11 protein-coding genes are annotated in these 12,967 nt (G+C 55.2%); 4 read left to right on the top strand and 7 right to left on the bottom strand.

All coding sequences use genetic code 11. The annotated features are described in order from the left end of the window. The first annotated feature begins 264 nt into the window (after window positions 1–264). On the top strand, window positions 265–2,142 hold the full coding sequence (locus CU103_RS15200) for an autotransporter-associated beta strand repeat-containing protein (protein ID WP_106664883.1): 1,878 nt from the start codon (window positions 265–267) through the stop codon (window positions 2,140–2,142). A gap of 98 nt (window positions 2,143–2,240) precedes the next feature. Further along, window positions 2,241–3,737 carry an SGNH/GDSL hydrolase family protein gene (locus tag CU103_RS15195; RefSeq protein ID WP_106664882.1) on the top strand — a complete coding sequence of 499 codons (1,497 nt, stop codon included), beginning with the start codon at window positions 2,241–2,243 and terminating at the stop codon, window positions 3,735–3,737. 94 nt (window positions 3,738–3,831) lie between these two features. Here the strand turns inward: CU103_RS15195 and ppx are convergent, their stop codons facing one another. After that, a complete protein-coding gene (gene ppx / locus CU103_RS15190; RefSeq protein ID WP_106664881.1) occupies window positions 3,832–5,343 on the bottom strand; it encodes an exopolyphosphatase in 1,512 nt (503 codons plus the stop codon). Continuing rightward, window positions 5,340–7,535 carry an RNA degradosome polyphosphate kinase gene (locus CU103_RS15185; protein WP_106664880.1) on the bottom strand — a complete coding sequence of 732 codons (2,196 nt, stop codon included), beginning with the start codon at window positions 7,533–7,535 and terminating at the stop codon, window positions 5,340–5,342. The genes ppx and CU103_RS15185 overlap by 4 nt, the downstream gene beginning before the upstream one ends. A gap of 179 nt (window positions 7,536–7,714) precedes the next feature. Here CU103_RS15185 and CU103_RS15180 point away from each other — a divergent pair, with 179 nt between their 5' ends. After that, window positions 7,715–7,963, top strand: coding sequence for a zinc-finger domain-containing protein (locus tag CU103_RS15180; RefSeq protein ID WP_106664879.1), 249 nt, complete (start codon window positions 7,715–7,717; stop codon window positions 7,961–7,963). Then, window positions 7,960–9,231, top strand: coding sequence for an FAD-dependent monooxygenase (locus CU103_RS15175; RefSeq protein WP_170117040.1), 1,272 nt, complete (start codon window positions 7,960–7,962; stop codon window positions 9,229–9,231). Before CU103_RS15180 ends, CU103_RS15175 begins: the two co-directional genes overlap by 4 nt. Before the next feature lie 6 nt (window positions 9,232–9,237). On the opposite strand, the gene CU103_RS31425 is transcribed toward CU103_RS15175, so the two are convergent. The 5 genes from CU103_RS31425 to CU103_RS15155 all read right to left on the bottom strand — a co-directional run bounded on the left by CU103_RS31425 (window position 9,238) and on the right by CU103_RS15155 (window position 12,962). Beyond that, complete coding sequence (locus CU103_RS31425) at window positions 9,238–9,399, bottom strand: hypothetical protein (RefSeq protein WP_162707083.1); 162 nt, start codon at window positions 9,397–9,399, stop codon at window positions 9,238–9,240. Further along, window positions 9,399–9,689: a hypothetical protein gene (locus tag CU103_RS15170; protein ID WP_106664877.1), complete on the bottom strand. Its 291-nt coding sequence runs from the start codon at window positions 9,687–9,689 to the stop codon at window positions 9,399–9,401. The genes CU103_RS31425 and CU103_RS15170 overlap by 1 nt, the downstream gene beginning before the upstream one ends. Before the next feature lie 101 nt (window positions 9,690–9,790). Beyond that, on the bottom strand, window positions 9,791–10,594 hold the full coding sequence (locus CU103_RS15165; protein WP_099999423.1) for an amino acid ABC transporter ATP-binding protein: 804 nt from the start codon (window positions 10,592–10,594) through the stop codon (window positions 9,791–9,793). Between the two features lie 14 nt (window positions 10,595–10,608). Beyond that, complete coding sequence (locus CU103_RS15160; RefSeq protein WP_106664876.1) at window positions 10,609–11,763, bottom strand: amino acid ABC transporter permease; 1,155 nt, start codon at window positions 11,761–11,763, stop codon at window positions 10,609–10,611. A gap of 2 nt (window positions 11,764–11,765) precedes the next feature. Continuing rightward, entirely contained in the window at window positions 11,766–12,962 is a 1,197-nt protein-coding gene (locus CU103_RS15155; protein WP_106664875.1) for an amino acid ABC transporter permease, read from the bottom strand. Window positions 12,963–12,967 lie beyond the last annotated feature (5 nt).

Genomic DNA, 12,967 nt, shown 5'->3' with positions numbered 1-12,967 from the left:
CGGGCTGTTTTTCATCAGCCGAGAGTGACGATGGCAGCGAGGCACATCAACACACAACGTCTCACATGGGCGTGATCGAGTGACCGCCTTCAATAATCGCCCGCCACTGCGACTGACCTCGCAGTCCGAATAATGAATGGATTCAACAACTCGCGGGTGCATGCCAGGAACTATTTTCGCTTTTTCTACTAAGACTAATTGCCAATATCCTTTTCATATTTTTGCTCATCATATTCTCCCGCTTTATAATTATCGGGGAATATTATGCTTCTTAAGAAGACCACGCTTGAAATACGAAAAATCCTTGCCGCTTTAACGGTACCGCTTGTACTTGCAGCATCGGCCGCTTCAGCTGCCGACACACCGTCCGCAACACGCGTGTTCGACAAGCTCTATGCCTTCGGCGACAGTTATACAAATAATGGCCAACCCTTCCCTACCCTTGGAGATACCCAAGGGTATTATTACCCATCCCAGTGGGTAACGCCTGACATTTTCAACGGTCCTTATGTCGCGCTGCCTTGGGTACTTTTCAGAATTCTTAAAATGGATGAAAAACCAGAGGCGAAACCAACAAACCCATTGAATTCATGGACGGAGCCATGGACCCTATCCAATCTGAGCGTATATGGTTGGAGTGGCGCGACCATGACGGACAAGGCCCGGAAGATGTCGGACGCATTTCTGCCATTGGACAAACCGACACTGTCTGAACAGGTGAACTCGGCCTTAAATGGCTATCCTGGCAAGCCTTTTGTCCTGCCCCCATCGCCGAAGGTTAAGTTGGCAGACAACGATGCCGTGCTGGTCAATTTCGGTCTCTCGGACGTGTACCAGATTGCCAAGTATTATGACACGCCATTCTTTCGTGCGGCCAGTAACCAGCCATACCTTGACGGTGTCGAATTAGCCAAAGAAGCTGGCATGCAGGTCAAGAGGCTTGCTGATGCGGGCGCCAAAACAATCGTTTTTGATGCATTCAGCGGTGTCGATTTCGTCGGGGCTACATTCAACTACGTGGATGAAAAAAACCAAGGGTTTTTGCCACGCGCTAACCAATTGGCCCAAACCTATTTCGCCGCTCTCAAGACAGAACTGGCACTGGCCACGGCCAATGGTACAAAAATTTACCTGATCGACATGAACACGTTTTTCACATCAAAAAGGGAGCAGTTATCTTATGGCGCACTAGAGTACAAATATATCGATGGTACGACGACGAAATTTGAACAATATGAACCTCTCTGCAGGTCAGGTTATCCCTTTATGTGCGGGTTCAACCTCAGGAGCGCACTTAATGACGAATGGGAACGAAGTCACGTCTTGGCCGAGAGACTTCATCCCTCGACCGGCGGGTTCACGGTTCTTTCCCAATACATCGCCGAATTCTTGAACGATCCGTCCAAACTCGGACCAGCAAGCACGCTGATCACCACCAGCGAGGGTTTGACTGAGATCGCCACGACATACGGCAATGGGGTAATTACCAATGCGAGAGAGAATGAGATCGTCACTGCGGCCGGCAGCACGCCCGTGAATTCCGATGGGGCGATCACGATCAACCTCGACAAACCGGCTGCCGCCGCGCCAGCGCAAACCTCGAAACCGGGTACGGTCGTTGTGTATGAAGACGGGAAGTATACTTTCGACAAGAAAATTTTTGGCAATGTCTCCCTTTTCAAGACCGGGCCGGGCGGACTGACTTTGAGTGGAGACAATGACTATACGGGCGACACGCATATCGCCGAAAGTGGGCTTGCTGTTAACGGCGCCATCCAGACTCTTATCGTCGAAAAAGGCGGTGCGATTATCCTGAACGATGAGGCCGGCGCGTTGAAAATACGCGGGGATGCGACCTTTGACGATCAGAGCCGCATCTATTTGAAAGCAGATGCGGACGGCACAATTGACCCGCTGAAAATTGACGGCAAGGCTACAATGAACGGCCCCCTGTTCAATATCCTCTCGACAGAAAATCTCGATGCCAAAGCGTCTCGTCACACGGTTTTCAGCGCAGCGGGCGGATGGGGAAATGGTCCCACCATGCGCATTTTGAGCACGGCGGAAACAGACGGCAATTTCAGCGGATTCACGTCGTATGACGCGTTCGGTAACGTTTATCTCACCCTGTCCAAAAAATAATCCGGTCTGAAAACCCGCAGCCAGCCGTTGCTTTCCACGCATCGGCTGGCCTTTGCGATAGTACGAAAATGATTGCTGATAAATAATTGGGGAATATCATGTTTCTGAAAACGGCACCTTCCAAAACCATACGCAATCTTCTTGCAGCTTTGACCATGCCGCTTGTGCTTACCGGATCCTATGGTGCACAGGCACGCCCATTCGGGCATCTCTATGCCTTCGGCGACAGCTATGTAAATACGGGGGCCTTGATTGCGGAGTATCAGGTAACCTATCCATCAAAATGGATGGAGCCTTATCAATTCAAAGGCGGATACTACCCGCTGCCATGGACGCTCTATCAGGCGCTTGGAAAGCCGCCAAGCGGAATGGACGTCTATGGATGGAGCGGGGCGCTGCTTGACAGCACAAATGAAACTCCCAGCGAAAAAATGAGCAACCGGCCCGATCTGAGCCAACAGTTGAACAATGCGCTTGCTGGTATACCTGGATCCCTTTTCTCCTTGCCCGTACCTCCGGTTGCACTGACTGCGGAAGACGTTGTGATCGTCAGCATCGGGCTGCACGATGTCAAGAATCTGAGCGTGAAGCACAAAGGCAGCGAGGATGCCATACTGGATCAGGATGGTAAGGGTTTGGCAGCCAAAGCTGCTTTGCAGATGAAAAGAATTATTGACAAGGGTGCGAAAACCATCGTTTTCAACGCATTCAATGGCGTTGATTTCGTTCCGAATTATTTTGGAGTCACCTCTATAGTCGAGCCAGGGATCTTCAAAGAAGGGCAAACCATTTCCAAATCCTTCTTCGAGTCCCTTAAAGGCCAATTGTCACCTCTTACTGAAGATGGAGCGACAATATACCTTATCGATATAAACACATTCTTTTCTCAACTGCATTATGATCTCGATAGAGGCAAACAGATACCATATTCTACTACTGATATATCGAATCTGGGCACGAAGAAAACACTTAAAGATTACTTCAACGCCTGCGGGCCATACGAGGACGTCTGCCTACCGGGTGCCACTACAGGCAGTTTTTACGGAGTAGACACGCCTGAGCAATATGAGAGTGCTTTTGCCAATTCCTACCACCCCTCTGCGGGTGGTAACACTGTTCTTTCGCAATATATTGCCGCGTTTTTGAACGACCCGTCCAAACTCGAACCAGCAAGCACGCTGATCACCAGCGCCGAGACTTTGCCGACAATTGTCGCAAACAAAGATAAGCCAATCGTAGTCAGTTCGACGGGCCTGTACGAAGGCAAGAACACCTCGCCCGATCTTAATTCGTATCTTCGCAACCAGACGCCAATATGGTTCGTTACGAGCACAGACACAGGTAAAGATGAATCCTACAATACAGATGTGGGCCAGCGGGTGGCTTATAATCACGCAAGGGCAACAAGCCCGCTTGTTGCCGATGTCGTTTCAAGTCGTTCGGACTGGGGACCAAAGACTTACAATATCAAAACCGAAAAACTCAAAACGGCTGGATCGGTTATCATATACAAAAACAATGATCGGCCTGATCCAAAGATCACGGGGCCGGCTTCGCTGGTAATAATCAACCCGACTGTTCAGGTTATAAAATAGATTCCACGGCAGCGGATGACCCGCTATCTCATTTCACGGTAAAGTACCCCAAGCTGCAACCCTACCCCGGCCGCTGCCCCTCGCATCGGCTGGCCTATTGGCCGACAGTCATTCTCAGTGTCTTGCCGGTAAGCCTTGCCAGCTGCTGCAGACGGCCCTCGGGAACGTCGCCGATCAGATCGGCCTTCGTCTTGTTGACCACCAGATCGATACCCTCGGAAGTCGGCTTCCAGGAGAGATTGGGAACAACCCCGGCCATGGACGCAGAGAACGGATAGGTGATGCGCATGATCGCGGCCAGTATCCTCGAATATTCGAGCAATCGCGGACTGGCGATGGCGGCAAGCTCCGGGTCGGCCACGCTGTTGGTAATGCCTTCGTGCCGGAAGAAATTGGCGAGAGCGATATAGGCGCGGCCGGGATGATCGATGCCGACAAAGGCTGCATTGGAGATCATGTTCAGCGCCTGGCTGCCGCGATAATCCGGATGGGCACGCCAACTGATATCGGCCACAAGACAAGCGGCACGGCGATAGCGCTTTTCATCTTCGGTTTCGTCGTAGCCCAGCGCCGCAAAGGCTTCGCCGGTCCAATCGGCCAGTTCGCGCGCATAGGCCGGCGAGCGGGCACGAAGCACGGCCAGTTCGTCGGCTGCCGAGATCAGTGGATCTTCGAGCTGTTCGCCTTCCGGCAGGAGCGAGTAGAGAAAGCCTTCACGCACGCCGAGCGCCGAAAACACAAGCCTTGACGGCCGCATCAGCTTGATGGTTTCGAGAAGCGCGATAGCGCCATAGGACAGGAGCGACCGGCGGTTCTTGGAAACATCCTCGATGCCGCGCATGTAATCGAGATCGCCAGCGGCAACGAGTTTCAGGAAGCGCTGGGCCTCGTCGAAGGGGATTTCGTAGTGGTGCATGACATGGAGCGGGTAGTGCGTGGCGCTCATATGCAGCTTGGCGAGATTTCGCCAGGTGCCGCCGACCGCATAGAAAGTCCTGCCCCTGCCATTGGCGAGAAGCTTAGCCGACGACAGATGTTTCCTGGCAATACTGACCGCTTCGGTCAGGTCGCCGTCCGACATATCCTGCAGGCGCAGACCGCCCAGAGGCAGCGTGATGCCATCGCCGATCGTGCGGCCCTTCACGTCGACAAGTTCGAGACTGCCGCCGCCAAGATCACCGGCGATGCCATCTGGATCGTGAAAGCCCGAGATAATGCCGAGTGCCGAATAGTAGGCCTCTTCCCTGCCAGACAGGACCTTGATCGGCTCCTTGAGCAGCGCTTCGGCCTCCTTGATGAATTGCGAGCCGTTTTCCGCCTCGCGCGCGGCAGCTGTCGCCAGCACGTCGAGGGAGACCGCGCCAGCCTGATCGGCCAGCGCGCGAAACCGGCGCAGGGCGCGAAGCGCGCTATGAACGGCCTTTGCATTCAGCTTTTTGGTTTTCACCAGCCCCTTGCCGAGGCCGCACAATATCTTTTCGTTAAAAAGAACCGTCGGTGACCGGTTCACGCCTTCGTAGACCACCAAGCGTACCGAGTTCGAACCGATATCGATAACAGCAGCCGGTTGACGCCCCTGTACACGCCCCTGTGCAGCCGAGATCATGCAGCCTTGCTTCTTTTTGACCGCTTGCGATGAGCGATCAAACGGGGGGCTGAGGACTTCAGCGACTTGCCACGGCCTGAAAGGCTGGGATTTGTCATGAAATATTCCTGTGCGTTAAACGACTCTTCCCCGTCAGCCGGTGAGATACGGCGCGACGTTCCGTCTGCCAGTAACTCATAACTCTGCTGGTTGTCGAGAAGGTTGGCCAGCATAATCTGTGAAAGAACCTGTTGATGCACAGTTGGATTGGTAATGGGAACCAAAGTCTCGACCCGCCGGTCCAGATTGCGCGTCATCATGTCGGCGGAACCGAAATACACCAGCGCCTTTTCCGATGGCAGGCCCTCGCCATTGCCGAAGCAGAAAATCCGGCTGTGCTCCAGGAACCGGCCGACGATGGATTTTGCCCGGATATTTTCGGATAGGCCCGGCACCTGCGGGCGCAGACAGCAAATACCGCGCACGACAAGGTCTATATCCACGCCGTGGGCGCTGGCTTCATAGAGCGCATCAATGATTTGCGCGTCGACCAGCGAATTCATCTTCATCCAGATCGACGCCGGGCGGCCGGCCCTGGCGTGTGCAATCTCCTCGGCGATATGCTGCAGAATGCGAGGGCGCAGCGTGAGCGGGGAAACGGCAATCTGCATCTCGCCGGACGGCGGCGTATAGCCGGTGATATAGTTGAATATCTGCGCGACATCACGGCCGATTGCAGGCTCGCACGTGAAAAATGACAAATCGGTATAAATCTTGGCGGTGATCGGGTGGTAATTGCCTGTCCCAAGATGCACGTAGCTGCGCAGCTTGCTTTCCTCGCGGCGGACAATCAGGGACATCTTGGCGTGAGTCTTCAACTCGATGAAGCCGAAAACCACCTGTACGCCAGCCCGTTCCAGATCGCGTGCCCAGCGGATATTGGCTTCCTCGTCAAACCGGGCTTTCAACTCGATCAACGCCGTCACCGACTTGCCGGCTTCCGCCGCGTCGATCAAGGCACGCACGATGGGACTGTCATTCGAGGTGCGGTAAAGCGTCTGCTTGATCGCCACAACGTCCGGGTCGGCGGCAGCCTGTCGCAGGAACTGCACGACGACGTCGAAGGATTCGTACGGGTGGTGAACGACGATATCCTTTTCGCGGATGGCAGCAAAACAATCGCCGCCGTGCTCACGCACGCGCTCGGGGAAACGGGGATTGTAGGGGACGAACTTCAGATCCGCGCGCGGAATGCTGACGATCTCGGAGATCATGTTCAACGCCAAAAGGCCGTCAAGAACGCTGATGCGGTTGTCGGGAACGCCAAGTTCCGTCGCAACGAAAGTGCGCAGCGATTCCGGCATTTCATCGTCGAACTCAATGCGGATCACCTGGCCGCGGCGGCGGCGCTTCAGCGCGCTCTCAAACAGGCGCACGAGATCTTCCGCCTCTTCCTCGACTTCGATATCACTGTCACGGATGATGCGGAACGTACCGGCGCCCTTGACCTCATAGCCCGGAAACAGCCGCCCGGTGAAAAGGCTGATGGCATCCTCAAGGGTGAGGAAGCGGAAACGGCCACCCTCGTCCGGAATTTGGATAAAGCGCTTCAGGGCTTGCGGCAGGCGCAGCAAGGCGGTCATCGGACGGTTGTCAGTGCTCCGGTTGAGGAGCATGGCAATGGTGAAGCCCAGATTGGGAATGAAGGGAAACGGGTGGGCCGGATCGATGGCGAGCGGGGTCAGGACAGGATAGATCGTTTCGAGGAAGTGATCTTCGAGCCATGCCTGTTCTGTCCTGGTCAGTCTATCCGGGCGGACGATCTCGATATTCTCTTCGAGCATTTCAGCCCGCAGCTCATTCAGTCTCACCTGCTGGGCTGCCTGGAGCTTTCCAACCTCCTCGAGAACGAATTCGAGTTGCTCCTGCGGAGTGCGTCCATCATCGCTGCGATCGGACACGCCTGCGCGGACCTGACCGGCAAGTCCGGCAATGCGCACCATGAAGAATTCATCGAGATTGGCCGCGGAAATAGACAGGAAGCGCAGACGTTCCAGCAGCGGCTGGTGCTTGTTTTCCGCTTCCTCAAGCACGCGCCGATTGAACTGCAACCAGGAAAACTCACGATTGACGAAACGGTCGACACTGGTGTGCAGATCCGGCAAGTCGACTTTTTCGACAGGTTCCGGAATCGCGGGTGACTGATCGTTCATCGTAGTTCTCCAACTAAAAACATCCGTCAAAAGCGGACCTAACAGCGCACCATAGAGAAGTCTTTTGACAGTTTGATAGCAATCGTCTTGAAATCGTAATCAGGATGATACAAACCGGGACGAAAGAGAAGTCAATTGCGTGGTGAGCGCGTTGAGTTAAGAGCCTTCAGGAGCGAATAATGGCTGGACACAGCATCCCTCATTTCCAGAACAGCGCTGGTCATGCGATCATCTCGATCGGCGTGAAGGAATTCATGTGCGTTGGCGCCAACCCTCCCTTCGACCATCCGCACGTGTTCCTTGATCTGGGCGATGACAATGAGAAAGTCTGCCCCTACTGCTCAACGCTCTATCGCTATGATGCGTCGCTCGCCGCGAACGCTACCATTCCGGAAGGTTGCATTTACGTGGACAAGGCCGCCGCTTGAACGCAGCGCTCATCGATCTGAAAACAGAACGAAACAGGCGAGTTCCCAATCCTGATCAGATCATCATTGCCGGCGCCGGCATTGCCGGCCTGACCCTTGCACTCGCACTGAGTAAAAAAGGCTTCGCCGTCCAAATTTTTGAGAAAAGCGCGACGCTGGCTGAGATCGGCGCCGGTTTGCAGATTTCTCCCAACGCCACCCGGCTGCTTGACCGGCTCGGCGTGCTCGAACGATTGAAATATTCATCCGTCGAGCCGGAGGCTATTTGCCTGCAGGATGGCGCGAGCGGTGAAAGGCTGCTGCATTTCCCGATCGGCAATCGGGCGAAGGAACGCTGGGGCGCGCCCTATATCGTCTGCCATCGCGCCGACCTGCAGGACGCCCTGCTTAACGAAGCGCGCAGCCACCCGAACATCGCCATCCAGCTGCAATCGGCCGTGACCCAGCATGGAGCCGATGCCGCCGGGATTCTGGTGCGCGTACAGTATCACGACCGCATTGAGGAACACCGGGGCGCGCTGCTTGTCGGGGCGGATGGCGTCTGGTCGAACATGCGTACCGCCACGTCGGATGCGGAGCGCGCGCGCTATACCGGCACCGTCGCATGGCGGTCATCCATAGCCGTCGAGCATTTGCCAGCAAGCTTCAAGGCGCTCCTGCCCCCAGGAACGAATGTCGTGGCCTGGACAGGCGCCAACGCCCACCTGATCGCCTATCCGATCCGATCCGGGCAGATGATCAATTTTGTTGCTGTTGCGCCCGACCGGCAAAATGGCCGCCGCTGGGACGTGCAGACGAATCCCGATAGCCTCAACCAGAACTTCATCCGGGAATTTGCTGGCTGGCACCGAGGCATCCACGACGTGATGCTCATCGCCCGGCCCTGGACTGCCTGGCGGTTGTTCGAGATGAAGAAATGCCGGTTTCAGATCGAAGACCGCCTGGTTTTGATCGGCGATGCCGCCCATGCCATGACGCCCTACGCAGCACAGGGTGCCGCCATGGCCATCGAGGACGCTTGCGCGCTCGCCTCCGCACTGAGTGTGAACGGCACAATGTGGCCATCGGCGCTTGAGCAGTTCAGCAAGGTTCGGACGAAACGTGTCGGCGCGGTCGTGAGGCGCGGCGCTTTGAATCACCTCGCCTATCACGCCAAAGGGCCGGTGGCCGTGGCACGCAACATTCTCCTGCGCAACCGGCCCGTTGAGAAGTTCGTCAAGGGGTTTGACTGGCTTTATGGATATGATGCGGAGAAAGAGAACAAATAGCGTGGATTATTCTGCAGCTGCGGCACGGCGCTTGAATTTGCGGTCGATTTCAGCGATGCGCGCCTTCGTTTCCTTTTCATTCTGATTGAATTCATGCCGGGCAACCAAAATCGCGCCAACGCTGACAAACGTCATCCAAAGTATTATGAAAAGTGCATCTGCCCACATTATTCCAATCCTCGTGTCAATTGGATTCTACCATATAAATGGAGGCCATACGAGAGAACCACGCTGCTGGTCATGATGGTTGATTGCACAATGTAAAAAGATGATCTGTGATCAATTTCGGAGTTTGCCATGCTGACAATAGGGCCGAGAAAACCCACGACAGCGACAGCAGTAGACAGCCTGTCGATTGCTGCGGCCACGTATTTCTGGATTTCGTTACTTCGTACTTTCTCCGCTGCAATAAACTCGTCACGTTGCGCGCGGGTAGTTTCTTGAAGATTTTCGGTCATGAAATCTCTATTAAAAATGACTTCGTTAAAATTTGAAAATCAAATCTGAAAAAGACAGTGGCCGCGAGGGCCACCGCTATATTTATGCTGCCAGAAAAAACCTAATGCAGTATCTGGCTGAGGAACAGCTTGGTGCGCTCATGCTGCGGATTGTCGAAGAACTCCGCGGGGGCGTTCTGCTCGACAATCTGGCCTTGATCCATGAAGATCACCCGGTTGGCAACCTGACGGGCGAAGCCCATCTCGTGGGTGACGCAGACCATGGTCATGCCCTCTTCGGCAAGCTGAACCATCGTATCCAGCACTTCCTTGATCATCTCCGGATCGAGCGCCGATGTCGGTTCATCGAACAGCATGATGCGCGGGTTCATGCAGAGTGACCGCGCAATCGCCACGCGCTGCTGCTGACCGCCGGAAAGCTGGCCCGGATACTTGTTGGCCTGCTCGGGGATCTTGACGCGCTCAAGATAGTGCATCGCGATCTCGTCGGCCTTCTTCTTCGGCATCTTGCGCACCCAGATCGGTGCCAGAGTGCAATTTTCCAGAATGGTCAGATGCGGGAAAAGATTGAAGTGCTGAAACACCATGCCGACCTCGCGGCGCACCTCGTCGATCTTCTTCAGATCGTTGGTGAGTTCAATCCCATCAACGAGGATCTTGCCGCTCTGATGTTCTTCCAGCCGATTGATGCAGCGGATCATGGTGGACTTGCCCGAGCCGGACGGGCCGGCGATGACGATACGCTCACCGCGCATCACCTTCAGGTTGATATCTTTCAGGACATGAAAATCACCATACCACTTGTTCATGTTGATGATTTCGACGGCTACGTCTGTCTTGGAGACATGCAATAGCGAGCGGTCGACGTGGATTTCATTGGGATCAACAACGTTTTCGGTTGTCATGGTAGGAATACTCCTTAGCGTTTATGTCCTGTATCGAGCCTGTTTTCCATGAAGATGGAATAACGCGACATACCGAAACAGAAAATCCAGAAGACGAAACCGGCGAAGATCAGGCCGGATATAGGCGTTTGCGGAGAGATCCAGTTCGCATCGGAGAAGTGCTGCTTCACCGTCCCGAGAAGATCGAACATGCTGATCACCGTCACGAGGCTCGTATCTTTGAAGAGGCCAATGAACGTATTGACGATACCGGGAATCACCAGTTTCAGCGCCTGTGGCAGGACGATCAACCCGGTTTTCTGCCAGTAGCCGAGCCCAAGGGAATCCGCACCTTCATATTGCCCCTTTGGAATGGCCTGGAGTCCGCCACGCACCACCTCGGCCATATAGGCCGACGCGAAAAGTGCCACGCCGATCAACGCGCGCAAGAACCTGTCGAAGGATACGCCCGGAGGAAGGAACAGGGGCAGCATGTAGCTCGCCATGAACAGAACCGTGATCAGCGGGATGCCGCGGATCGTTTCGATGAAGATGACGCAGAGCATCTTGATCACCGGCATCCTGGACCGGCGCCCGAGTGCCAGCACGATGCCAAGCGGCAGCGATACGGAGATGCCGACAAAGGAAAGTGTCAGGGTGACGAGCAATCCGCCCCATGACGAGGTCTCGACATAAGGGAGGCCGAACCAGCCACCGACCAGGAGGATGAACGCGACAATCGGGAAAATGAAGAAAAACACGACCGCATTCGGCACCTTGTAGGGTGCTTTGGGGATGAGCAGTGGAATCAACAGCAAAACGAATATGATCGCGACGAGGTTGACGCGCCAGTGCTGGTCCACTGGATAGGGACCGTACATGAACTGGTTGAAATTGGCATTCACATAGGCCCAGCAGGCGCCGGACCAGCCATCTGGCTGGATGCCGCCCTGGGCTACCGTCGAGCAGACGGATCGATCTGGTCCCGACCATACCGCATTGACGAACAGCCAGTTTATCATACCCGGCAGAAACCAGGCGAGCGCCAGGATGGCCAGAAGAGTCAGGGCCGAATCAAGCGGCGTGGCAAAGAGATTGATGCGCATCCACCGGATGGCACCCCTCTCGCCGAGCGGCGGGGTCTGGCCCTGGAGCATTTCGGTACGGACGAAACTGAGGTTGTTATCCATGATCAGCGCTCCACCAGTGCCATCTTGGCGTTTACCCAATTCATGAAGATGGATGTGAGCAAGCTGATGCTGAGATAAACGACCATCCAGATGGCCACCACTTCGATTGAACGGCCCGTCTGGTTGAGGATCGTCCCGCCGACAGCAACGAGATCAGGATAGCCGATCGCGACCGCCAGGGAGGAGTTTTTGGTGAGGTTGAGGTATTGGCTCGTGAGCGGCGGGATGATGATGCGCATCGCCTGCGGCACCACTACCAGCCGCGTCGTCGGTCCCGCCCGCAATCCAAGTGCGTGCGACGCCTCGCTCTGGCCCTTGCCGACACCGCGAATGCCGGCCCGGACAATCTCGGCAATGAACGACGCGGTATAGAACGACAAAGCCAGATAGAGCGACATGAACTCCGGACCAATCAGCGTGCCGCCCCTCAAATTGAACGCGCCCAGAACCGGATAGTCGAATGAAATCGGGAAACCCTTGACAATCAGAGCCAGGAGCGGAAGCCCGAGGATTAGGCCGAGCGCCGTCAAGCCAACCGGAAACTGCTGACCGGTCGCCATCTGCCGCTTGTATGCCCAACGCCGAACGAGGAAAGTCCCGACAATACCGGCAACGAGACCTGCAGCCGCCAGCCAGGCGCCTTCACCGAATACGGGTGCCGGGAAAAACAGGCCTCGATTGTTGAGGAACGTGCTGAATGGCAATTTGATGCTTTCGCGCGCTTGCGGCAGAACCGACAAGACGCCCAGATACCAGAAGAAAATGACCAGCAAGGGCGGGATATTGCGGAACACCTCGACATAGACGGTGCAAAGCTTGCGAATGAGCCAATTGTGGGAAAGGCGACCTATCCCGACAATGAAGCCGATGATTGTTGCCGTGATGATGCCAACGACGGCAACCGTCAGGGTGTTGAGGATGCCGACTGACAAAGCCTTGATAAAGGTCGAATCGCTCGTGTAGCTCAGATATGGACTGCTGCTGATATCGAACCCGGCTCGCCCATCCAGGAAGCCGAAGCCCGATGCAAGGTTCGCGCGCTGCAGATTGGCAATGGTGTTGTTGACGATCCAGTAGACCAGACCCGCAATCACAAGGACGGTCACGGCCTGAAAAATATAACCGCGAAATTTCGGATCGTACAAAAGTGATGCTTTTGCGCTGTCTCTGCCGACAGGCGTAATATCCTGCGATGCCATAACCC

Source organism: Phyllobacterium sophorae, assembly GCF_003010965.1.
GTDB lineage: Bacteria > Pseudomonadota > Alphaproteobacteria > Rhizobiales > Rhizobiaceae > Phyllobacterium > Phyllobacterium sophorae.
This window is presented reverse-complemented; position numbering and strand designations above follow the sequence as displayed.